The 22,461-nt window shown below is 60.0% G+C and carries 20 protein-coding genes, 3 tRNA genes and 2 pseudogenes; 14 read left to right on the top strand and 11 right to left on the bottom strand.

Translation table 11 applies throughout. The features are described 5' to 3' along the window. Positions 1-166: 166 nt before the first annotated feature. Positions 167-1,042: a hypothetical protein gene (locus tag R3O64_RS00120; RefSeq protein ID WP_339017078.1), complete on the top strand. Its 876-nt coding sequence runs from the start codon at positions 167-169 to the stop codon at positions 1,040-1,042. A gap of 167 nt (positions 1,043-1,209) precedes the next feature. Next, complete coding sequence (locus tag R3O64_RS00115) at positions 1,210-1,413, top strand: hypothetical protein (protein WP_070533568.1); 204 nt, start codon at positions 1,210-1,212, stop codon at positions 1,411-1,413. 116 nt (positions 1,414-1,529) lie between these two features. On the opposite strand, the gene R3O64_RS00110 is transcribed toward R3O64_RS00115, so the two are convergent. Then, positions 1,530-2,741 (bottom strand): IS1249 family transposase, encoded by a 1,212-nt coding sequence (locus R3O64_RS00110; RefSeq protein ID WP_339016864.1) that lies wholly within the window; start codon positions 2,739-2,741, stop codon positions 1,530-1,532. Between the two features lie 199 nt (positions 2,742-2,940). Here R3O64_RS00110 and R3O64_RS00105 point away from each other — a divergent pair, with 199 nt between their 5' ends. The 3 genes from R3O64_RS00105 to R3O64_RS00095 are packed head-to-tail and all read left to right on the top strand — an operon-like array spanning position 2,941 to position 6,819. Continuing rightward, positions 2,941-4,515: an ABC transporter ATP-binding protein gene (locus tag R3O64_RS00105; protein ID WP_339017077.1), complete on the top strand. Its 1,575-nt coding sequence runs from the start codon at positions 2,941-2,943 to the stop codon at positions 4,513-4,515. Continuing rightward, the gene (locus R3O64_RS00100) at positions 4,512-6,305 is read left to right on the top strand and encodes an ABC transporter ATP-binding protein (RefSeq protein WP_339017076.1); all 1,794 of its coding nucleotides are present in this window, start codon (positions 4,512-4,514) and stop codon (positions 6,303-6,305) included. The genes R3O64_RS00105 and R3O64_RS00100 overlap by 4 nt, the downstream gene beginning before the upstream one ends. A gap of 22 nt (positions 6,306-6,327) precedes the next feature. Beyond that, entirely contained in the window at positions 6,328-6,819 is a 492-nt protein-coding gene (locus tag R3O64_RS00095; protein ID WP_339017075.1) for a GNAT family N-acetyltransferase, read from the top strand. A gap of 53 nt (positions 6,820-6,872) precedes the next feature. Here the strand turns inward: R3O64_RS00095 and R3O64_RS00090 are convergent. Beyond that, positions 6,873-6,945, bottom strand: a tRNA-Ala gene (locus R3O64_RS00090). 170 nt (positions 6,946-7,115) lie between these two features. Here R3O64_RS00090 and R3O64_RS00085 point away from each other — a divergent pair. The 5 genes and pseudogenes from R3O64_RS00085 to R3O64_RS00070 all read left to right on the top strand — a co-directional run. Further along, positions 7,116-7,994 carry a polysaccharide deacetylase family protein gene (locus R3O64_RS00085; RefSeq protein ID WP_070533578.1) on the top strand — a complete coding sequence of 293 codons (879 nt, stop codon included), beginning with the start codon at positions 7,116-7,118 and terminating at the stop codon, positions 7,992-7,994. Between the two features lie 317 nt (positions 7,995-8,311). Next, a pseudogene (locus R3O64_RS00080) lies at positions 8,312-8,517 on the top strand (IS256 family transposase); the annotation flags it as partial. A 48-nt stretch (positions 8,518-8,565) separates the two neighbouring features. Beyond that, complete coding sequence (locus tag R3O64_RS12850) at positions 8,566-8,631, top strand: erythromycin resistance leader peptide (RefSeq protein ID WP_071569110.1); 66 nt, start codon at positions 8,566-8,568, stop codon at positions 8,629-8,631. A 99-nt stretch (positions 8,632-8,730) separates the two neighbouring features. Beyond that, positions 8,731-9,585 (top strand): 23S ribosomal RNA methyltransferase Erm, encoded by an 855-nt coding sequence (gene erm / locus R3O64_RS00075; protein ID WP_005390949.1) that lies wholly within the window; start codon positions 8,731-8,733, stop codon positions 9,583-9,585. Between the two features lie 164 nt (positions 9,586-9,749). Next, positions 9,750-10,167 (top strand): annotated as a pseudogene (locus tag R3O64_RS00070) (transposase family protein); the annotation flags it as partial. Between the two features lie 232 nt (positions 10,168-10,399). Here the strand turns inward: R3O64_RS00070 and R3O64_RS00065 are convergent. The 4 genes from R3O64_RS00065 to gyrA all read right to left on the bottom strand — a co-directional run bounded on the left by R3O64_RS00065 (position 10,400) and on the right by gyrA (position 13,585). After that, positions 10,400-10,472: transfer RNA gene (locus R3O64_RS00065), tRNA-Ala, on the bottom strand. Between the two features lie 9 nt (positions 10,473-10,481). Then, a tRNA-Ile gene (locus R3O64_RS00060) sits at positions 10,482-10,558 on the bottom strand. Between the two features lie 87 nt (positions 10,559-10,645). Then, positions 10,646-10,993, bottom strand: a complete 348-nt coding sequence (locus R3O64_RS00055; RefSeq protein WP_070521969.1) for a DUF3566 domain-containing protein — start codon at positions 10,991-10,993, stop codon at positions 10,646-10,648. 3 nt (positions 10,994-10,996) lie between these two features. Beyond that, on the bottom strand, positions 10,997-13,585 hold the full coding sequence (gyrA, locus tag R3O64_RS00050; protein WP_339017074.1) for a DNA gyrase subunit A: 2,589 nt from the start codon (positions 13,583-13,585) through the stop codon (positions 10,997-10,999). 79 nt (positions 13,586-13,664) lie between these two features. Here gyrA and R3O64_RS00045 point away from each other — a divergent pair, with 79 nt between their 5' ends. From R3O64_RS00045 to R3O64_RS00030, 4 genes are read left to right on the top strand one after another with little or no spacing between them, the layout of a single operon-like run. Then, entirely contained in the window at positions 13,665-13,886 is a 222-nt protein-coding gene (locus tag R3O64_RS00045; protein ID WP_070533755.1) for a CopG family transcriptional regulator, read from the top strand. Next, on the top strand, positions 13,883-14,143 hold the full coding sequence (locus R3O64_RS00040) for a cell filamentation protein Fic (RefSeq protein ID WP_070563712.1): 261 nt from the start codon (positions 13,883-13,885) through the stop codon (positions 14,141-14,143). Before R3O64_RS00045 ends, R3O64_RS00040 begins: the two co-directional genes overlap by 4 nt. A 50-nt stretch (positions 14,144-14,193) precedes the next feature. Beyond that, a complete protein-coding gene (locus R3O64_RS00035) occupies positions 14,194-14,640 on the top strand; it encodes a hypothetical protein (RefSeq protein ID WP_339017073.1) in 447 nt (148 codons plus the stop codon). 10 nt (positions 14,641-14,650) lie between these two features. After that, entirely contained in the window at positions 14,651-15,097 is a 447-nt protein-coding gene (locus R3O64_RS00030) for a DUF6918 family protein (protein ID WP_339017072.1), read from the top strand. Positions 15,098-15,170: 73 nt separating this feature from the next. On the opposite strand, the gene gyrB is transcribed toward R3O64_RS00030, so the two are convergent. The 5 genes from gyrB to dnaA all read right to left on the bottom strand — a co-directional run bounded on the left by gyrB (position 15,171) and on the right by dnaA (position 22,461). Continuing rightward, positions 15,171-17,222, bottom strand: a complete 2,052-nt coding sequence (gene gyrB, locus R3O64_RS00025) for a DNA topoisomerase (ATP-hydrolyzing) subunit B (RefSeq protein WP_070521954.1) — start codon at positions 17,220-17,222, stop codon at positions 15,171-15,173. Between the two features lie 130 nt (positions 17,223-17,352). Then, the gene (locus R3O64_RS00020) at positions 17,353-17,895 is read right to left on the bottom strand and encodes a DciA family protein (RefSeq protein WP_070521951.1); all 543 of its coding nucleotides are present in this window, start codon (positions 17,893-17,895) and stop codon (positions 17,353-17,355) included. Continuing rightward, positions 17,888-19,066 (bottom strand): DNA replication/repair protein RecF, encoded by a 1,179-nt coding sequence (recF, locus tag R3O64_RS00015; protein WP_070533584.1) that lies wholly within the window; start codon positions 19,064-19,066, stop codon positions 17,888-17,890. The genes R3O64_RS00020 and recF overlap by 8 nt, the downstream gene beginning before the upstream one ends. A gap of 5 nt (positions 19,067-19,071) precedes the next feature. Further along, the gene (gene dnaN, locus R3O64_RS00010; protein WP_070533586.1) at positions 19,072-20,253 is read right to left on the bottom strand and encodes a DNA polymerase III subunit beta; all 1,182 of its coding nucleotides are present in this window, start codon (positions 20,251-20,253) and stop codon (positions 19,072-19,074) included. Positions 20,254-20,829: 576 nt separating this feature from the next. After that, positions 20,830-22,461, bottom strand: coding sequence for a chromosomal replication initiator protein DnaA (dnaA, locus tag R3O64_RS00005; protein ID WP_250224463.1), 1,632 nt, complete (start codon positions 22,459-22,461; stop codon positions 20,830-20,832).

Raw genomic sequence — 22,461 nt, 5'->3', positions numbered from 1 at the left:
GCCCCTGGTGGCAGGACGTAGCTGCCGCCACTACGCTGAAAGGGAGTATCCAGCGCTAACGCGGACACACATGTGCAGTGTCCCGTCCGGCGCAGACAACCACTCCATAAACAGTTACCCACCGAGCAATCGCCTCAAGCATTGACGTAAAGGAGCATCTCTCCCGATGAACCCCACCGCACTGTCCACAGCAATTAGCGCCACCTCCGCCCTGGTGGAGCGCCTCAAGGAACGCCGCGATGAAAAGGCCCGCGAGGCCTACTCCGTCCTGGAGACCGCCGCCGCCCGCATGGAAGAGCGCGATGGCGAGTGGTTCCCGGAGGCACGCCGCGAAGCCGGTGCCGTGACCAAGGCCGCGCATGCTCGCCTCGAGCGCACCCTCGAACAGCTCAAGGAGCGCAGCGAGGAAGCAACCGAGAAGCTCTCCGCTGCCGCCGCAGACGCCCAGGACAAGGCCACCAAGAAGTGGGAGAAGACCCAGAAGCAGGCTGAAAAGAAGGCCACCAAGGCCCGCAAGCAGGCCAAGAAGAAGGCTTCCAAGGCTGAGAAGAAGGCACAGAAGCACAGCGCCCAGCTGCAGAAGAAGGCCCGCGCCATCAGCGGCAAGGACAAGAAGAAGGGCTCGAAGATCTGGCTGATCTCCGCGCTGGTTGCCGCCATTGCTGCCATCGGCGGTGGCATCTACTACTTCTTCACCCAGAAGAAGGAGAAGGAATCCGCCGTCCCGCCGCGCGTTGAGGACTTCTCCTCCCCGTCCGCACCGCAGGGTTCCACCTTGGTCTACACCTCCACCACCGAGGATGACGCCAAGAAGGAGTCCGACCTGGCTGAGGAGGGCGTCGTCGAGCGCGATGAAGAGCTGCTGGGCTCGCTGGATGAACAGCTGGCCAAGCACCGCGAGGAAGAAACCGCCATCCAGGACGCCGTCGAGACCGAGATTAAGGTCAGCAACGCCGACAAGAAGGATGCCGATACCTCCCGCATCACCGATGATCACGAGTCCGAGGGCAAGCACCGCCTCCAGACCGAGGACGAGAACTAACCCCCCAACCTTGGGGGTGCGCATTTCGTTGCCTTGATCTCACTGCGTTGCCCCCGCGCGCCCGACCTGCTTGAATTGAAGGCTAATCGGCATCGATCCTCAAAGATCGGTGCCCGCGCGCTGTTTTGCGCGGGAAGCCCTATCAACAGCAGGCAAGGAGATCAGGCATGAGCTTTGAGTCGCTCGTAGTCAAGCTCAAGAGCGGGGAGACCTTTTATTTCCCCGCAGGTGCCGTGAGCGGCGATCCGTCCACCCGCGTGGATAACCTGCGCTTTGCCATTGAAAACGGCACGCAGTTTAGCTCCGTCGATGATTATGGAGTCGACCGCGAGTTCAACGGCTATGACGTGGAAAATTACCACTTGGCTTAATTCCCCACAGTGAGTCACCGATCGTAATCTGAATCACTCATCCATCCTTTTTGCGGCTTAAGGGACATTTCGTGTGGATTTGCGGCGTGTCGCGCTAAGGGACATTTCGTGTGGATTTAGGAGCGTCCGGCCCAGCCTTTTCTTATGCCTAAGCTGGGGTTCCATTCGTTGTCGATGTGGGTGTCGAATGTGGCAGGTCGCCCGTCTGGGTGGCCTCGTCGTTTAAGTTCTTCTCTTGCCCAGGCCGCGCGTGCTGCTTTTTCTCCTTGGCGTCCGAAGTCTTGTTGCTTGGCTAACTCCAGTGGCGCTACCGGGTCTTCGGTGTGGGTGTAGAGCCACCAGTCCATGGTGATGCGCTGATGCTCATCGAACATGCCACGATGATTGCCTGCTAAGTCTTTGAGCTGTTTGTTGATGCCACCTTCCAGCAGGTTCGTGGTGGCTTTTAAAGCCTGTGTGACACCTTCAGGCGGGTCAAGGAAGGTAAATAATTGTCCTGCGTGGATGAGCTTTTCCAAACGCTTTAGAGCCCTGCGGGCGTTGCGGTGGGTGTACCACCATTTCTGGTTGGGGCTGACCCATTTCGGTACTTGGCCTGCAGGTGTAGCACTGCGGTAGGTTCGCTCTTTAAGCCAATCAGCAAAGGTAATACGGGTGTGGTGGACTGCAGCTGTAAACCGCGCAGCATCGTCGGGATTGCGTACTTGGACAAGCATGTAGCCCAGTTTCCGGATTGCTTTATGCGCTGGGTGAATCGGGTTGCGGCTGATATCAGCAAAAGTGTTGCGTTGGACGTGAACTAGGCAGCGCTGGATGGCAACGTCGGGCCATTTAATGCGCAGTGCCTTGAGCGCTCCACCTGCCCCGTCGGTGGTGACGATGAGTGGTTGCGCGATTTTGTCGAGCAGTTTCAGGTACTCGTATGAGCTTTCACGCAGGCACCAGTGCCAGGCGATGACGTGTGTTTCGGTGCAGGCTACCAGCAGGCATTTCTTGTGGAAATAGGTGCCGTCGATAAAGACCTGGTCGTAAACACGATAGGGGTCAGTAGACGTGGGCACGGTGATAAACCACAGCAGCTTGAACCACCGGGTCAAAGTCCGCCTTGTTACCCCAAGGCGTTTGGCTAAATGGTCTGCGGATTCGCCGGAAAGAATCCAGTCAATAAAGATTTTGAAGTGCCGAATCTCGCTGGTGTGTGCGCGGGCATTAATCGATGAAACGTTGCATTTAGGACACAACCAGCGCTGGGTTCCTGCCGCGGTTTTGCCGTTCTTAACCAGTCCGTGGCCGCACATGTCACACGACGGCCGATTCCTATTAGCCATAGGAATTGGCCTTACCGCACCAGCAGCAGTCCTCCTATCACAGACCTAGGACTATCCAGTGTTGATTTCACAGATCGGGCCGTTGGAACCGATTCAAAATCAAGATCACCGTATTATCCCAGGCTGCCCTGGGAATCCGTATCGGTTTATCCACACGAAATGTCCCTTAAGCCCTTTTTGCGCTATAGGATGAGTCTTTATGACTCACTATCCACGCATGCGGACGTGGTCGTGGTATCTCCCCGATAAGCCACCTTCCGGCGAGGTTTCCCTCACCGAGACCACCAACTTCTCCCGCCCAGCTAAAGCAACGTGGCATCTGCTCGGCGCCCAGCGCACCGGCGTTATCGGCATCTTCGTTGCCACCCTCATCAACGCGCCGCTGGGCGCGTTGGTCTCCGTCATCATCGGCCAGACCACGCAGTATGCCTTCTCCGAGCCCTCCTGGCGCACCGTAGCGCTGCCGCTTGCGGCCACGGCGATCCTCCTCTTCATCGCCTATATCTGCGAGGCCACGGCGGATGCTTTCACAGACTTATCCCAAGCCCGCACCACCCATACGCTGCGCCTTAACCTGCTGGATAAGTTGCTGAGCGCTTCCACTGCAGGCATTAGCCCCGGCCGGCTGCTCAACACGATGGATGAGGATTCGCACTACATCGGCCAACTCAAGCAGATCCTCAACTTCCCACTGGTCATGGTGGGCTACCTCTTGGGCGCGGTGGTCAGCCTGGCCCCGATTTCCTGGCAGGTCTCAGCTGTGCTGCTGGTTGGCGCACTCGCCACCGCGCTGGCCTCCTGGGCCACCACGAAGCCGCTGACGAGGATCGCCGCGCGCCGCCGCCAGTTGGAGAACACCGCGCTTTCACTCGCCACGGACTTCGCTCAAGGCTCCCGGGTCATCAAAGGCCTCGGCGCCAAGGACATCGCGCGCCAACGTTTTTCCGACGCCGCCCAGAACTCCTTGGGTGCCATGCTCCGCGAGGCCAAGCTGTCCTCCCTCATGGCCTGGCTGCGCCAGATGGTTCCCGCGTCCTTTGCCGTGGGCATTCTTGCCTGGACCTCCTGGGAAACCTTCGAGGGCCGCATCGCCCCCGGCGGGATGATGGCGATCACCATGCTCGTCCCGCCCGCGCTCACCGCGCTGGGTGTGTCTCTCGGCCTGCTCACGGAGAACTGGGCGCGGGCGCGTGCTTCCGTGGAGCGCGTCGGCGAGCTACTCGGTCAGCTTTCTTCCAACACCACCGAAACCGCCGGCACGCCGATTGACCTCTCCCCCGGCTTGCACGTGTGGATGCCTATCAGCACAAAGGGGCGCAGCACCGTGGACTCTTGGGTGCGCTACCTCCATGAGCACGGTGCCTTGTGCCCGCCCCACCGCATCTCCGTGTTGGAGGGCACCCTGCAGGACAACGTCGATCCGCTGCGAAGTGCTAGCGCTACGCAGCTTCACGACGCCCTCCACGCCTCCGCCTGCGAGGATATTGTTATCCGCCTCGGTGGGCTTGGTCCCAACGGCGAGCTGCCCACCGCGCCCATCGGTGAGGCGGGCCTCAACCTCTCCGGCGGCCAGCGCCAGCGCGTCGCGCTTGCCCGCGCGCTCTCTGTGGACCCGGAAGTTCTCGTGCTGGACAACCCCACGACGGGGCTGGATTCGTTGACCCTGGCGGACGTCGCCAAGCGCGTGCGTGAACTGCGCGCCGGCAAGACCACCGTGATCATTACATCCGCCTCCACGTGGGCCGCCAACGCCGATGAAGTGGTGGAGCTATGAGCCAGCAGGATCGCGCGGATGCCCTTGCACCTGCCTCCCCAGGGGAGTGTCTCCGTTTTCTGAAGACCCTGCCCAGTGCACCCAGCCGGCTTGGCATCGCCCTTTTCTTCGGCCTGTTTACCATTACGGTCATCATGATGAACCTGGTCTCCCAGGTGCTTGGCCGCGTCGTGGACATCATCCAGGGCGTGGAGATCCCCATCCTTGGCACGGGGCGCGCAGCCATGGTGGGCGCGCTCATCGTTATCGCGGTGGGCTTCCTCGTGGAGGTCACCGGCCGCACTGTGGGCCGCTTGTTGGTTACCTCCACCACCCGCCGGCTCTCGGTGGATCTGCGCACCTCAGCGCTGGATTCCACCCTCGGCGCCCCCGTGCCCGCCGTGATGGAATTGGGCACCGGTAACATCATCACGCGCCTATCCAAGGACATCGACACCGTGGTCATGACCATCTCCATGATGGGTGACCGCCTCGTGCTCACGCTCTTCATGCTGCCGCTGACCGCGCTCATGATGATCTTCATCCACCCCGCTTATGCGCTGCTCTTCATCGCGGTGAGTTGTCTGCTCTACCCCTTCATCCGCGGCACCATGCGGGATATCCCCGCCGTGGCCAACGAGGTGTCCTCGGTGGAGGCCTACCGCAACAACGTGCTGCTGGACACGATTCGCGCCCTGGAGACCCTCCGTCAGTTCTCCCTGAAGGATTGGGCGCATGCACGCATGGAGCGCTATTCCTGGGACACGGTACAGGCCTGGGGCGACAAGGTGCCGCTCATTAACCGCATCCTGGGCCAAGGCGCCCTGGCCTTTGCGGTGTTGCTCTTGGGATCGGTCCTCATGTCCGTGCCGATGGTGATGTGGGAATGGTTGACACCTGGCGAGGCCACCGCCGCTGTGCTGCTGGTCATGCGGTTGGAGATCCACGTGTTCAACATCCTCTTCTTCGCCGGCGAGATCCAGCATTCCGTGACGTCCCTCGGCCGCGCGGTGGCCCTGGCCACCCTGGAGAGCAGCGCTGGTACGAAGGAGCTCAAGGACACTCCCCGGCTAAACGACGCCCCCACCATCACCATCGAGCACCTTTCCTACGCCTACCCCGGCGGGGCACGCGTGCTTGACGACGTCTCCCTGACCCTCACCGCCGGCACCACCACCGCCCTGGTGGGTACCTCCGGCGCAGGTAAGTCCACGCTCGCTGCTCTCGTGGCGGGCCTGCAGTACCCTACGGCGGGGAGCATCAGCCTCGACGGGATTGATACAGCCACCGTGCCGAACACGTGGATTACAGAGCACGTTGCGCTCATTACCCAAGAAGTGCACCTTTTTTCTGGCACGTTGCGCGAGGACCTGCTCCTGGCCAAACCTGACGCCAGCGATGAGGATCTATGGCAGGCGCTTAACACCGTGGGCTTGGATAAACATTCGCGGTGGCTGCCCCAGGGCCTCGATACGCTCATTGGTGCGGGCAACGAAGAGATCGGTGCGGAGGCCGAGCAACAGCTTTCCCTGGCCCGCATGATCCTGCGCCAGCCGCCGGTGCTCATTATGGATGAGGCCACCTCCGAAGCGGGCTCCGAGCACGCCAAGGTACTCGAAAGCGCCGCCAAGGCAGTCACCAAGGGGCGCACCGCGCTCGTCGTTGCCCACCGCCTGGACCAGGCCCGCGAGGCCGACCGCATCATCGTGATGGAACAGGGTCAGATCGTTGAGGATGGCACCCACGCCGAGCTGATGGATCTGGGCGGGCGCTATGCCTCGGCCTATTCCCAATGGGAGCACGGCTCATAGGTGGTGCACGCCGCGTCCTACCATGGAAGCTATGCATCTTCTTTCCCTTACTGAAGCTGACCGCACCTACCTCGCCCGCATCAATTTCCTCGCCGATACCTTCGGCGATGAGCACAAGGAGCTTCCTGCGGGTTTCGAGGAAGGCTTTGACTACTACCTCGGCGGTTGGGAGCCTTCCCGCGGAGGTTTCATCGCCTGGGAGGGCCACGTCCCTGCCGGTGGCGTGTGGCTAAATTGGGGCACAGCTGAGCGCCATGGTTTCGGCCACGTTATTGAAGGCATCCCAGAGCTTGCTCTAGCTGTGGAACCTCGCTTCCGCAGCCAAGGAGTAGGCACCATGCTTATCGACGCCGCCACCGAACTCGCCCGCGAGATGGGCGCCCCAGGCATCTCGCTGTCGGTGGCTAAAGACAACGACCGCGCCCACCGCCTTTACCTGCACCTTGGCTTTGAGCCGGTGAGCGAGAGAGACGGGCACATCGTCCTGGTCAAGCGCTTCAAGGATGCCGACTAAGTTAAGCGAAAAGCACGGAAAAGTTAAAAGGCGCTCACTGTGTGAGCGCCCTGTGGAGCATAGGGGAATCGAACCCCTGACCTTTGCATTGCGAACGCAACGCTCTACCAACTGAGCTAATGCCCCAATACCTGTAGAGCGTACTCCTCTCGGTGAAAGCAACGAAATCACCCCCAGGACGGGCCTAATAAAACCTCAGGAGTTAACTTTTTTCACTCTAGTTGCGTGTCACTAGGGATAATGCACCTTCACCGGGCAGACAATGAGGGGTCTGAAAAAGTCTGTGGAAGGTTGTCATGCGCCGAAAAAGTGTTCTTGTCCGCTCCCTCATCGCCCTTGCAGCAGCCACGGCCCTGCCCAGCACGGCTACCGCTGCGGAGCTTCCTCATCCGGTGATTCAGCAGCCGACGTTGCCACAACTCCCCGACGTCCAGAAGGACCTTAAACAGCTGGAACAGGACGCCTACGACGCTCTTCCCAAGGAGCTGCAGAACAATCCCGTGTTTGCCGGCTCCTCGCGGCCCGCTCAGAAGCCCGCGCCGACCGGCAAACGGCAGTCGCAGTCGGTTGCTGATTCCACCTGCTCCAACTGCGTGGCTATCACCTATGACGATGGCCCCGGCGAGTTGACCGCTCAGCTCCTCGACACCCTGAAGGCCAAGGACGCCCACGCCAGCTTCATGGTCTTAGCTCCCAGTGCCACCGCGCACCCGGAGCTGCTGCGCCGCATGAAGGCTGAGGGCCACACCGTGGGAAACCACACCGCATCCCACCGCGAGCTCAACAAGCTCTCCCCCAGCGACGTGGACGGCGAGATCAAGGCCGGGGCCGCCGCAATCAAGGCAGCAACGGGTGAGAACCCTCGGTGGATGCGTCCCCCGTACGGTGCCACCAACGGCACTGTGGAGGCCGCTGCGAAGGCTAATGGCCAGGCGCAAGCCCTGTGGTCCGTCGACACCGTGGATTGGAAGGACCGCAATTCTGAGCACGTCTGCGAGGCCGCAGTCAACGGCGCGCAGCCCGGCTCCATCGTCCTCATGCACGACATTCACGCCACAACCGTAGGCGCCGCAGACTGCGTCATCGACGGACTGCGCGCGAAGGGCCTGGAGCCAGTCAGCCTCGACCGCCTCATCCCCAATCCGCAGGCGGGAAAGCAATACCTCACCCGCTAGCGCACAGCAGCCTGTTCTGGGACCAAACTAAAGGCACCTTATGCAGATTTCCGTATCCATCTACCTGGTGTTTTCGGGTCGGAGGTCTCCATATGGTGCCTTTAGTTTGGTCCTTTAACCCGCCCCTGTGGGCTTAAGGGACATTTCGTGTGGATAAATCGATACGGATTCCCGGGGCAGCCTGGGATAATGCAGTGATCTTGATTCTAAATTGGTTCCAACAGCCTGATCGGTGAAATCAACACCGGATAGTCCTAGGTCTGTGGTAGGTAAGCCGCGGCTGGAGCGGTTAGGTCAATTCCTATGGTGACGTCCGCACCGAAGCCCCTGTACATCCACTGGACCTAGCCAGGCATCAAGAGTTTGGACGCAATGGGGAGAAGCGGCATACGCGGCCTAGACGAAAGAAGAGCTCACACGACGCGGCCACCCAGACGGGCGACCTGCCACATTCGACACCCATATCGACAACGAGTGGAACCCCAGCTTAGGCATAAGAAAAGGCTGGGCCGGACGCTCCTAAATCCACACGAAATGTCCCTTAGTGCGACACGCCGCAAATCCACACGAAATGGATATAATTAGACCCATGTTGATTTCAGGTACCGCTTTCTTGCGGTTGCGCACCAACCGCTAAGGCGGTTTCCTACCCCGTAGGTTAAAAACCGCTCCGGTCCTTTAGCCGGGCGGCTATTTGTCATGCCCGGCTCCCTTTCAAATCCAAGGAGCACACCTGATGTCTGCATACGGACACGGCCGTCACGAGCATGGCCAAAATTTTCTCACCAACCACAAGATCATCAACTCCATCATCGACCTTGTGAAACAAACCTCCGGCCCCATCATTGAGATCGGACCAGGAAGCGGTGCCCTCACTCACCCGATGGCCCACTTGGGGAGGGCGATAACGGCAGTTGAAGTGGACGCAAAACTAGCTGCCAAAATCACACAAGAAACCTCCTCGGCGGCGGTCGAAGTGGTCCATGATGATTTCCTTAACTTCCGGTTACCCGCCACTCCCTGCGTCATTGTGGGAAACATTCCCTTTCACCTCACCACTGCCATTCTTCGAAAGTTGCTGCATGCGCCAGCATGGACTGACGCTGTACTCCTCATGCAGTGGGAAGTCGCTCGCCGCCGGGCCGGGGTAGGCGCAAGCACGATGATGACGGCTCAGTGGTCCCCATGGTTCACATTTCACCTGGGTTCTCGGGTACCAAGGACTGCTTTCCGGCCACAGCCAAACGTTGACGGGGGGATCTTAGTGATCCGCCGGGTGGGTGACCCGAAGATTCCGATAGAGCAGCGCAAAGCCTTTCAGGCGATGGTGCACACCGTTTTCACTGCCCGGGGACGCGGGATAGGGGAAATTCTCCGAAGGGCAGGGTTGTTTTCATCACGTTCAGAAACACAATCATGGTTGCGCTCGCGAGGAATCGACCCCGCGACCCTACCTCCCAGATTGCACACCAACGACTGGATCGATCTCTTCCAGGTGACTGGTTCCTCTCTACCTCACCATCGACCCATTTCACCATCGGGAAGTAGTCAACGACCTCCTCAACGGAAAAACCGAAGCCGGCGGCGTTAATCCCCACCAAAACCGAAATCCACCAGTAGTACTAAAAGGGCTCTTCCGGTTTTAGAGTGCATTGATTAGTTCGCCGGGGGTTCGGGCGTGGCACAAGATATTGGGGTCCTTGGCTTTGTAGGAAAAAGGTATCTAATCCATCCGTACAAAACTAAGGACCTACTGTGCAGCCTAACGGAAATGTCATCGTCGATACCATCTGCCGCACCGCAAAACTAGGAACTACTATCACCGGTGCCACAGAAAACGGTGACGTCACTGTTATTGAAGCCGAACCCGTCGAGCCGATCAATGAATGCCCTACCTGCGGGCAGCCTGGAGTATTCCGCGACCACGTCATCCGCAGCCTGGTCGATCTGCCCATCGTCGGCCACCCAACAACTTCATGTGCGCCTTCCACGCTACCGGTGCACCAACAAGCGTTGCTTGCAGAAGATCTTCCGTGCTGGCCTTGCCTGCGCGCCCGACAATTCAAAGACCACGGACCAGGTGACCCACTGGATCCTGCAACGACTCTGCCTAAATCGGATGAGCGTTGCCGCTGCACCCAAGTCATTAGGCCTGGGGTGGGATATGAAGTGTCCCAGGTTTTGTTCCGTTTGATGAAACCCGTTTTTGAAACAACGTACGGAGCACAACGCACGCCGATGCCAAAGCTTCCGCAACATCGACTACCTCATCAAACCCACGACAGTGGGATTCACACCCTCAATCCCCACGCGTGCAATCTGTCCCTTAAGCCCCCCTGTGTGACCAGTTTGGCCGAACGCGAAAAGCGCCCAGCGTTTCCGCCGGGCGCCTTCCACTTATGCTGTGGAGCATAGGAGAATCGAACTCCTGACCTTCTGCTTGCAAAGCAGATGCTCTACCAATTGAGCTAATGCCCCATTGTTCCGTGGTGGGCCTAGCTGGAATCGAACCAGCGACCTCATCGTTATCAGCGATGCGCTCTAACCGACTGAGCTATAGGCCCTTGACCGGAACGAGTAGTTACTCTACATAGGACCGGCGATCTATTACAAATCGCCTGGTCATATGTAGTTTTTCTCGGTGATATTCGCTAGTTATGCGGTTCGTCTTGGAGGCGAATCTTGAATCCACCGAAGACGTCCACGATGGCGTTGTAGATCACCGCCAGAAGCGGCGCCAGGATGGTCATCAGCACAGCGATGATGGCACCAAACAGTGCGGCCGCGGAGACGACCAACCCGAAGGAGACCTCAAAGCCGCCGCCAACACCGCCGACGAGGCTATTGAAGGAATCCCAGATGCCCGCCTGGTCAAGGCCGAGATACAACAGGCACACGGCGATGATCCAGGCGACGAGGCCGACGAGGGACATGGCCAAGCCAACGCGGAACGCCGACATGGGCGAAATCCGGGCTAGGTGAAGCTCTCGTCCAATCATGGGTTACTCCTCGTCCTTATCGGCATCCTTGCTTTCAGCTTCGTCCTGCTTGGAGTCTTCCCCAAGCTTGAGGTGCTCAGGCTTGACGTCCTCCACGGACTTCTCACCCTTGGCCACTGCCTGGGCATTCTCCTCGCCGTCGTCCTCCACGTTGCGGTCGATGGCCAGCAGTTCGACGTCGTCAGCCAGGTTAACCAAACGCACGCCCATGGTGGCGCGGGAGCTCGGGCGAATCTGGTTGACCTCAGTGCGCACCACGCCGCCGGCGGAGGTGATGGCGAAGATCTCGTCGTCCTCGTCCACAGCGATAGCCGCAATGAGCTTGCCGCGCTTCGGGGTGTACTTGAAGGTCATCACGCCGAGGCCGCCGCGGCCCTGCGGGGTGTACTCTTCGATGGCCGTGCGCTTGCCGTAGCCGCCGGAGGTGGCAACCAGGAGGAACTGACCGTCGTTGACCACAGACATGGACAACAGCTGGTCGTCGCCTCGGAAGCGCATGCCCTTCACGCCGGCGGTAGCGCGGCCCATTGGGCGGAGCTGGTCGTCGTCGGCAGTAAAGCGGATGGCCTGGCCCTGCTCAGAGGTGAGCAGGATGTCATCGCCCTCGTTGACCAGCTGGGCACCGATCAGCGCATCGCCCTCGTTGAGGTTGATGGCGATGAGCCCAGCGGAGCGTGCGGATTCGTAGTCGGTGAGGCGGGACTTCTTCACGCGGCCCTGCTGGGTAGCAAGGACGAGGTAAGGAGCGTCCTCATAGGACTGAATCTGGATGACCTGGGCGATCTTCTCCTCCGGCTGGAACTCCAGCAGGTTGGCCACGTGCTGGCCGCGGGCGGTGCGGCCTGCCTCCGGAAGCTCGTAGGCCTTGAGGCGGTAGACGCGGCCGAAGTTGGTGAAGAACAGGATCCAGTCGTGCGTGGAGCAGACGAAGAAGTTCTTGACAATATCGTCCTGCTTGAGCTCCGCGCCGCGCACGCCCTTACCACCGCGCTTCTGTGCCTTGTAGGCATCCACCTTGGTGCGCTTGGCGTAACCGGTAGCGGTGATGGTGACAACGACATTCTCGCGGGCAATGAGGTCTTCATCGGACACGTCACCGGAAGCGGCGACGATCTGGGTACGGCGCTCATCGCCGTACTTTTCGACGATCTCCTCCAGCTCATCGTGGACGATCTGACGCTGGCGCTCCTCGCGGGCCAGGATGTCCTTGAGGTCCGCGATGATCTCCTCGATCTCCGCCAACTCATCAATGATCTTTTGACGTTCCAGGGCAGCCAGGCGGCGCAAACGCATGGCCAGGATGGCATCGGCCTGGATCTCGTCGACGCCGAGAAGCTGCATCAGGCCGTCACGTGCCTCCTCCACCGTCGGGGAACGGCGGATCAGCGCAATGACCTCATCGAGCATGTCGAGCGCCTTAACCAAGCCGCGCAGGATGTGGGCGCGCTTCTCCGCCTCATCCAGGCGGAACTGGGTACGGCGGACGATGACCTCGATCTGGTGAGCAACGTAGTAGCCCAGCATCTGATCGAGGCGCAGGGTGCGCGGCACGCCATCGACGATGGAGAGCATGTTCGCGCCGAAGGAGGTCTGCAGCTGAGAGTGCTTGTACAGGTTATTGAGCACCACGCGAGCCACGGCGTCACGCTTGAGGGTGACCACGATGCGCATACCCACGCGGTCAGAGGACTCGTCCTCGATCTTGGCGATTCCGGCGATCTTGCCGTTGACCACGGACTCCGCGATGTTGGAGATCATGTTATCCGGGTTGACCTGGTAGGGCAGCTCAGTGATCACGATGGTCTGACGGTTGCCCACCTCCTCAATGGAGGTCACACCACGCATACGGATGGAGCCGCGGCCGATGGTGTAGGCATCCTTGATGCCTTGGTCGCCCACAATGAGGCCCGCAGTCGGGAAATCTGGACCCTTGACGCGCTCCATGCACGCAGCCAAGGCTTCTTCCTCAGAAGCATTCGGGTTATCCAGCAGCCAATAAATAGCCTCCGCCAACTCGTTGAGGTTGTGCGGCGGGATATTGGTGGCCATACCGACGGCGATACCGCCGGAGCCGTTCATCAGCAGGTTCGGAACGCGGGAGGGCAGGATAGTCGGCTCCTGCGTCTTGCCATCGTAGTTCGGCGCAAAGTCGACGGTGTTTTCGCGGATATCACGCACCATCTCCATGGCCAGCGGCGTCATACGGCACTCGGTATAACGCATAGCTGCCGGGCCGTCATTACCGCGGGAGCCGAAGTTACCCTGGCCGTCGACCAGCGGGTAGCGCATGTTCCACGGCTGGGCTAGGCGCACGAGGGTGTCGTAGATAGCGAAGTCACCGTGCGGGTGGAACTGGCCCATCGTGTCCGAGACCGGGCGGGCGGACTTTACGTAGCCGCGATCCGGTCGGTAGCCGGAGTCATACATGGCGTAGAGGATGCGGCGGTGGACAGGCTTAAGACCGTCACGCACCTCTGGCAGGGCGCGGCCGACAATGACGGACATGGCGTAGTCGATGTAGCTCGACTCCATCTCCTCATTGATGTCAATTGGTTGGATGCGATCGAAAAGATCACCGTTATTGTCGCTCATAACGCCCTATCCTACCTTCTAGGGCCGTCTAAGGCCGTTTGTGGCACAGCTGTAGTATCACGGTGATACCATGTCCTCTATGGCTATGACGCTGCGCCTGACCCCGGACCAAGACCATGCGCTGACCTTGTTGGCTTCCGCGCAAGGAACCTCCAAGCACGAGGCGGTGGTCCGCGCCGTTGTTGCGGCGGCTGCGCGAACCCTCACCGATGCCGCCGTACAGGACACCGCGCGCCGGCTGCTGCCTGGGCGTTCAGAATTAGAAGCGGAGATCCGCCAGGCCCGAGGCGCACGCCAGTGAACGTGGAACAACTGCTCCTCATCGCCCGTGAGTTTTGTCGAGCCCATCGGGTACGGATTAGTAATTTCGCCGCACTAGCCGCCGCGGCCGCCGCGAGCACGGCCACCATTGAGGGAATTGCCGTTCATGGCAACCGCGATGCGGCGGCGGAATCACTGGAGACAGTCTTGCGTTCTGTCCCCGCGCTCAGCGGAAAGAATGAAGAATTCGCGCGATTTTGCGCCGAGGTCTATCTTTCTGTTGCAGAAGTTATGTAAGTTAAACATGATATAGAAGTCTCTATTCCCTTGTAGAAAGGAATCCCCCTATGCCCTCGAAGTCATTGAAGAAGCTCCTCACCGCTGGTGTCGTGGCCACCACCCTCGCCACTGCCGCGACGCCGGCTGCGGGTGCTAAGACCGCTGACAATGACTGGCAGAAAAACCTCAACCCCGACTTCGAGCAGGGCGAAGGCGGCTCTTCCCTCACCGGCTCCACGCCGATCGACATGACGCTCATCATCGGCGGTAGCATCGCCGCCGCAGCGGCACTGCTCAAGCTGGTAGTGGATAACGTCCCGGCACTGCGCGCCCAGGTAGACGAGTTTGCCGCCCAGATCGGGATGGCCGGCTCCTCCGGTTCTTCTGAGAACAGCCGCCTCTACGAAGGTGGCCTCGACTTCGACCTCGAGCGCCTGGCCCGCACCAACGGCTTCCCGGAGATTGCTGACCAGCTCGCCGCGCTCAAGGCAGGCTCCACCGCACCGGCACAGTAAGCTCGCCTGTATGACAAACCTCACCCAGCTTCTCCAATCCCCTACCCGCAACGCCGTAGTGGCGGACTTGGCCACGGCCGCCGATGACACCGTCTCTTCGCTCTCCGGCATTTCCGGAATGGCCTTCAAAGGCGCTTTAGGCGCCGCCAAGAAGGCAGATTCTAAGGTCTTGTCCAAGGGAATCAACCACATGCTTCCGGAGTTGCTCAATAGCCTGGATTCCTACTGGAAGGAATTCGAAGGCTCTGAGCAGTCTGACTTCGGTACCTACCTGGACGGGCGCAGCGCTGAGATTACCGAAGCCATCATGGCAACCGCTGACAAGGCCGCGGAGAATGTGAACGCGCCTGGCATCGCCCGCACCTACAAGTCACTGCGCGGCAAGGCCTCCTCGATTCTGGAGCCCAACGTCGCGACCATCGGCCGCGTTCTGCAGCGCCATATGGCTACTGTTTAAGCGCCTGCTTAACGACGAAATAAGACCAGCACCTCATATGAGGTGCTGGTCTTTGCGGGTTTTGACCTAGCGTTTAGACGTCGAGGAAGCGTACGTCCTTCGCGCGGCGGGTAATGAAGGAGCGGCGAGCAGACACGTCATCACCCATGAGGATGGAGAAGAGCTCGTCGGCGCGCTGGGCGTCCTCCAAATCCACACGGCGAAGCACGCGGGTGGTCGGATCCAGGGTGGTCTCCCACAACTCGGAGGCGTTCATCTCACCCAGACCCTTGTAGCGCTGGATGCCGTCATCCTTGTTGATCTTGCGTCCCTGCTCCAGGCCCTCAGCAAGCAGCTTGTCACGCTCGGCGTCGGAGAAGGCGTAGCCCGGCTGGCCCTTGCCCCACTTCAGCTTGTACAGCGGCGGGTTAGCCAGGAAGACGTGGCCATCCTCAACCAGCTGCGGCATGAAACGGAAGAGCAGGGTCAGCAGCAGCGTAGCGATGTGTTGGCCGTCCACGTCAGCATCGGCCATGAGCACGATCTTGTCATAGCGCAGCTTGGAAATGTCGAATTCTTCGTGGATGCCGGTGCCCAGGGCCGTGATGATGGCCTGAACCTCAGCGTTCTTGAGCACCTTGTCCATGCGGGCCTTTTCCACGTTGAGGATCTTGCCGCGCAGCGGCAGGATGGCCTGGAACATGGAATCGCGGCCGCCCTTGGCAGAACCACCTGCGGAGTCACCCTCCACGATGTAGAGCTCAGAAAGCTTCGAGTCCTTGGAACGGCAATCCGCCAACTTACCCGGAAGGCCACCGAGGTCACCGGCGGACTTGCGGCGTACCAATTCGCGCGCCTTTCGCGCCGCCACACGGGCGTGCGCAGAGGACACGGCTTTGTTGATGATGACCTTGGCCTCAGCCGGGTTGGCATCAAACCAATCGTTGAGGTGCTCGTTAACAGAGCGCTGGACAAATCCTCGAATCTCCGAGTTACCCAGCTTCGTCTTGGTCTGGCCTTCGAACTGCGGATCCCCAACCTTGACGGAAATGACGGCGGCAAGGCCTTCGCGGCAGTCTTCGCCGGAAAGGTTGCCATCCTTTTCCTTGAGGAGCTTGTGCTCCTTGGCATAGCGGTTCATCAGGGAGGTCAGCGCCGCGCGGAAGCCTTCCTCGTGCGTGCCGCCTTCGTGAGTGTTAATGGTGTTGGCGAAGGTGTGGACGGACTGCTTGTAGCCCTGGTTCCACTGCAGCGCGATTTCCACCTCATGATCCTCACCCTTAACGTCGAAGGCAACGATGGTGGGGTGGATGGCGGTCTTGTTCTTGTTGAGGTGCTCAACATAGTCCTGCAGACCGTTTGGGTAGTGGTAGGTGACTTCCTTCTTCTTTTTCTTGGAGGCCTGGTCTTCGTCACCGTCGGCAGCCTCAGTGGACTCCCCCTTCTCATCCAGGCTGCTCAAGCTCACTGGGGCATCGCCAGCCTCGGCGATCTCCTCCAGTTCGGCCTGCTCCTTAGAGATGGCGCGCTCATCGCGCAGCACGATGGTCAGGCCCTTGTTCAGGAAGGCCATCTCCTGCAGGCGGCGAGCGATCGTGTCGTAATTAAACTCGACGGTCTCAAAGATCTCCGGGTCCGGCCAGAAGCGGATGGTGGTTCCGGTACCGCGAGCATTATCGCCTTCCACGAGTTCATCCGGGATGGCATTGTTGAAGTTCTGGTACCAGTGCTTGCCGTCGCGCTTGATATCTGCCTCGACGCGGGTGGACAAAGCATTGACCACAGAGATACCCACGCCGTGGAGGCCGCCGGAAACGGCATAGGATTCGGAGTCGAACTTACCGCCGGCATGCAGCTGGGTCATGACCACCTGGACGGTGGGAACGCCAGAGGCGTGCATCTCCACCGGGATACCACGGCCGTTATCGATAACTTCGATGCCGCCGTCTTCGCGGAGGGTGACGATGACCTTGTCGGCAAAGCCCGCCATCGCCTCATCGACGGAGTTGTCAACGATCTCCCAGATCAGGTGGTGCAGGCCACGGGCACCGGTGGAACCGATGTACATGCCGGGGCGCTTACGGACGGCTTCGAGGCCCTCCAGAATTGTGATTGACCCCGCATCATATGCGTGTTGTTCAGCCACGGATTCGTGTTCTCCTTTTGGCTAGAGCTAAATCTAAGACTCTAGCCATTCTACACTGTGTCCCCCCACGCAAGGGCACTGCACGCCCGTGAGAGCCCCAAATTTGCGTGAATTTCGCGGTCGCCCAAAATCAGCCGTACGTATCTTGCGAACCTTGCGGCTTGACCCATTGGCGGCCCTCATAGTTGCGGTGCTGCTTGGGGCCCTGAATGTGCAGCTTAACCACCACGTCCGGGCCGAGGCGATCTGCAATCTTCTGCAAAATGGGGCGCTGCAGGTAGCGCAACTCGGTGGCCCAGCTGGAAGAATCACACGCCACGTAGACAACCTGCTCTTTGATGGTGAGCGGTTGCGTGTGCGCGGCGATGCGCTCGCCGACGAGGTTTTCCCAATTACCCATGACCCAACCATGAGCCAATTCGTGTTCCCAGCCGCGTTTGCCAATCTCTCGTTGAATCTGTGCGCCGAGGCTAGGGATCTCGAGGCTGCGGCGCCGGCGGCGGCCATCGGGTCCGCTCGGCCGGCCACGCCGATACGGCGTTGGCTGTTGCTCCGAAGGAGTCGGCGTCAGGTTCATCTTGGGAGCCGGCTTGTTTAGCTTCGGCGGATTCTTGGAATTACTTCGCGTGCGCTCGAAGAGCGCCTTGACCGGATCGAAGTCCTGCTCAGTCATCCTCGTCACCGCCCGCCGTATACGGAGTGATCTCGGAGATTCGGCCCTCGTCGGTGTCGCGCACTGTGACCGTAAAGCGTTCAATGGGCTGCAAATTTCCAGGCAAATCCTCATCCACCGCCGCAGTAATGAGCACCTGCTCCGCACCCGCGGCGAGGTGAACGAGCTTTTCGCGCCTTTTCGCATCGAGCTCGGCGAAGACATCATCAAGGATGAGAATCGGATCAGTGCCGTCTTGGCGCAGCAGGTTGAACTCCGCCAGCCGCAAGGAGATGGCATAGGACCAGGTCTCGCCGTGGCTGGCAAAGCCCTTGGCGGGGCTCGTGCCAAGGTTGAGCACCAGATCGTCGCGGTGCGGGCCAACGAGCGAGATGCCGCGTTCGATCTCTCGTTGACGCTTCGTGGCAAGCTCGGTGAGCATCATGGCCTCGATAACCTCGCGGTCTGAGATGTCCACGGTGGATTTGTAGTCAATGGCGGCCGGTCGCGACTCCGGGGCGAGCCCGGCATAAGCGGCGGGAATGTGCTCGCGGAGTTCGTCGACAAGCGCTAGGCGTGCCTGAATCACCTGCGCGCCGAGGGAAGACAGCTGCGTATCCCACACGTCGAGAGTGGCCAGCGCCGAGGCACCGTCACTGTCGCTGTAGCCCCGGCGCAAGCTTGGCGACGCCGACTTCAACAAGGCATTGCGCTGCTTCAGGACCTTGTCATAATCAGCTTTCACTCCCGCCAGGCGTGGCGTGCGGGAGGCAATGATGTCATCCAAATACTGGCGGCGTGCTGCAGGTTCGCCGCGCACGAGGGACAAATCCTCCGGGGAAAACAACACGGTTTTCACCACGCCAAGTAACTCGCGCGGGGACTTCAGGCGCGTGCGGTTGATCTGCGCCTGGTTGGCCGCGTGGGGTTTGATGAGCAAGTGCGCGGTGAGCTCTCTGCCCTGGTTCACCGCGGTGGCGGAGATGCGGGCATTGTGCGCGCCGTGGCGCACGAGGGGGGCATCGTGGGCCACACGGTGCGAAGAAAGATGCGCGGTATACCCGATGGCCTCGACGATATTGGTCTTGCCGAAACCGTTGCGGCCGACAAACAGGGTGATCCCCGGTTTCAGCCTGAGGGTGAGCTCGGGCCAGGAGCGGAAGTCCCTGACATCGAGATCGCGAATGTACATACGGCCTAGCCTGGCAAGCGCACTGGCATCAGCAGGTAGGTGAAATGAGTCTCCGGAGTCGGGAACGAGCCGTCCTCGTTGGCCGCTGGTAGCTCCTCCGGCTCCGGAATCATGATCGCAGGCCGCGAAGGCTCGGTAAAGCCAAAGACCACGCGGTCCGTGTGGACCACGGCCAATCCATCCTTGAGGTAGGACGGGTTGAAGGCGATGACGAAGTCCTCACGGCCGTTGAAAGCACAAGGCAAGGACTCGCTGGCGCGGCCGGAATCAGCACCGGCTGCCAAGGTCACCTCGCCCTCGCGGAATTCCATGCGGATCTGCGCATTGCGATCCGTCAACAACGAGACGCGGCGAATGGCTTCCTGGAGCGGAGCAACCTCAATGCTGGCCATAGCGCTGTGGGTCTTGGGCAGCAAGGGTGCAACGTTGGGGAAATCCGCGTCCAGCATGCGGGTGGTGGTCTCGCGGTTATCCGCATGCAGGCCGAACAGGCCTTCCGCAGCGATGTTCTCACCAGTGCCCACGGCGATTTCAACCGGGATGTTGAGGTGCGTGTCCAAGGAACGGCCGGTCTCCTGCAACGTCTTGGCCGGGACGAGGAGCTTGGCCTGGACGTCAGGAGATACCGGCTCCCACTCGAAGGTGCGCATGGCCAGGCGGAAGCGGTCCGTTGCCGTCATTTCCACGTGAGAACCATTGATGTCAATGTGCACGCCGGTGAGCATCGGCAGCGTGTCATCCTTGCCGGCCGCGGCAACGACCTGGCTGATGGCTTCGACGAAGAGCTGCGGGTTAATGGTGCCGGTGACCTCCGGCAGGACAGGGAGTTGGGGGTAATCATCCAGCGGGATGAGCGGCAGCTCGAAGCGCGAAGAACCACAGGTCAACAGAACCTTGTTATCCTCCTGCGTCATCTCGATTTCCTTGTTGGGCAAGGAAGCAACGATGTCAGAGAGCAACTTACCGGCCACTGCGATGCGTCCCGGCTCATCCACCATGCCGGCGATGCGCACGCGGGTGGAAACCTCGTAGTCGAAGCCGGTGAATTCCAAACCATTGTCATCCGCGGTGATCAGCATGGCGCGCAGTACTGGTTGGGTGACCTTCGAAGGAAGGCTGCGCGCGACCCACGCTACGGCGTTAGCGAGATCATCTTTGGCAACGCGAAATGACACGGACTGCTCCATGATGGTGAGACGCTCCTCTAGTTGCGGATGGAAGATTCTTGCAAGCTCACTCCAACTTACAGGATCGGTGCCGAAGCACAGGATTTTGTCATTCACCTTCCGTGCTTTGCGATTCAAGCGCGCGACCGTGCAGGGCGCCGACGAATCACACACATCCTTTTTCTTCTTGGTTAGGGAGAAAACAAAATAGGAGTAGTAATAAGCGCTGTGGGATCTGTGGACAACCCGCTAAAAGCCAAGCTCTTCACGGTGAAACGATCTGTGAGTCAGGGTGTGGGATCACTGTGATCAAATGACAAGAAATGTGAGTAACTGGGTCGGGGTCAAAGTTATCCACAATTCATCCCCAGATCTGTCTGCGCTGATCACAGAGTTAATCACAAGGGCGATGACCCTTCTGATCTGCTGTGGAAGAAGAAAACGTGATGAGGATCTACAAATTACAACAATGAAATTACACAGCTGTGAATAACGGTGTGGATAACTTTTGGGTGGATAGCAAAGACGCCCCTACCCACGCCCGCGGGGAGGAAATTGCGGGAGGTGGGCAGGGGCGTCGCCAAGCGCTGCGTGGTGCTAGCGCTGGTTGTGGTTCTTCACGCGTTGGGTTAGGGCCTGGATCTCGTCGTACGTGTTGCGGTTCTCAGTCATCTCCTTACGGATCTTGCGGTCCGCATAGATGACGGTGGTGTGGTCCTTGCCGCCGAATTGATCACCAATCTTCGGCAGGGAAAGCTCTGTGAGCTCGCGGCACAGATACATGGCCAGCTGGCGGGCGTGGGCGACGGCGCGCTTCTTACCAGAACCGCGCAGGGTATCCACGTCGATGTCGAAGTAATCCGCTGTGACCTCGATGATGGCCGCCGCGGTGATCTGGCGATCCGCAGAGTCCGGGGCTAGATCATGCAGGGCAATCTCCGCCATCTCCAAACTGATCGGTTCATTGACCAGGGAAGAATACGCAGAAACACGGATGAGCGCGCCCTCCAGCTCGCGGATCGAGGATTCGAAGCGAGAGGCGATGAGCTCGAGGACCGAGCGATCGACGTCGGTGCCGTCCGCGGAGGCCTTCTTCATGAGGATGGCGATGCGCGTTTCCAGGTCTGGCGGCTGAATATCCGTAATCAGTCCTCCCTCGAAGCGTGTGCGCAGGCGATCCTCCAGCGTGGTCAGCTGTTTCGGAGGGCGATCGGAGGACAAAATGATCTGTTTATTGGCCTGGTGCAGCGCATTGAAGGTGTGGAAGAACTCCTCCTGCGTGGACTCCTTGCCCTCTAGAAACTGGATGTCATCGACCATGAGGATGTCCAGGTTGCGGTAGCGGCGCTTGAAGGATTCCTGGCGGTCATCACGCAGGGAATTGATGTAGTCGTTGGTAAATTCCTCCGAGGAAACGTACTTCACGCGCAGGCCCGGATGCAGGACCTGGGCGTAATTACCGGCCGCGTGCAGAAGGTGGGTTTTGCCCAAGCCGGAGCCGCCCCAAATGAAGAGAGGGTTATAGGCGCGGGCGGGGTTTTCGGCCACGGCCACGGCGGCGCCGTTGGCAAAACGGTTGGAGGACCCGATGACGAAGTTTTCAAAAGTGTGCTTCGGGTTGAGGGACTTTTCGCGGTTTGGGTTGTGCGCCGGTTCCTCGCGCGGGATGCGCGGCCCGGTTGCCTCGGGGTAGCCGCTCGGAACGCTGCTTTGCTGATCGCTGTAGTGCTGCGCCAACTCATCCAAGCTGGCCGGAGAATGCGCAGTGTCCCAGGAGCGCGGTTGATGGTGGCTTGGCGTCTCTGGCTGAGTAGGTGGCGTGGGCGGCATGGGCTGCTGGAAAGCCTGTGCCTGGTGCCCCATGCCGTGCTCGGGGGCCTCTGTTTGGATGGGGCGCTGGGGTGCGGGCGCTTCTGGCGCTTCTTCGTGAGCCGGCTGCGGCGGCGCCGCAATGGTCACGGCCAAAGAACAAGGGCGCCCCATATGCTGCGACAAGGTGCGGGTGATGTACTCCCCCAACTCGGCCTCGATGACATTCTTGGCGTTCTCGTGCGGAGCGGCGATCAGCGCATAGCCATCACCGATCATGATGGGTTCTACAAGTTGAAGATTGAGGCGCTGGCTATGGGAGAAATTGGGTACGTCCGAACTTGGTTGTTCGGACTGAGCCAGTAAATCACTGACCACAGCTTTCCAGCTGGCCCGGAGGGCTGCTTGCGGATCAGACAA

The organism is Corynebacterium hesseae (assembly GCF_037850265.1).
Taxonomy (GTDB): Bacteria; Actinomycetota; Actinomycetes; order Mycobacteriales; family Mycobacteriaceae; genus Corynebacterium; species Corynebacterium hesseae.
The sequence above is the reverse complement of the archived record's forward strand: the minus strand, read 5'-3'. Positions and strand labels throughout refer to the sequence as shown.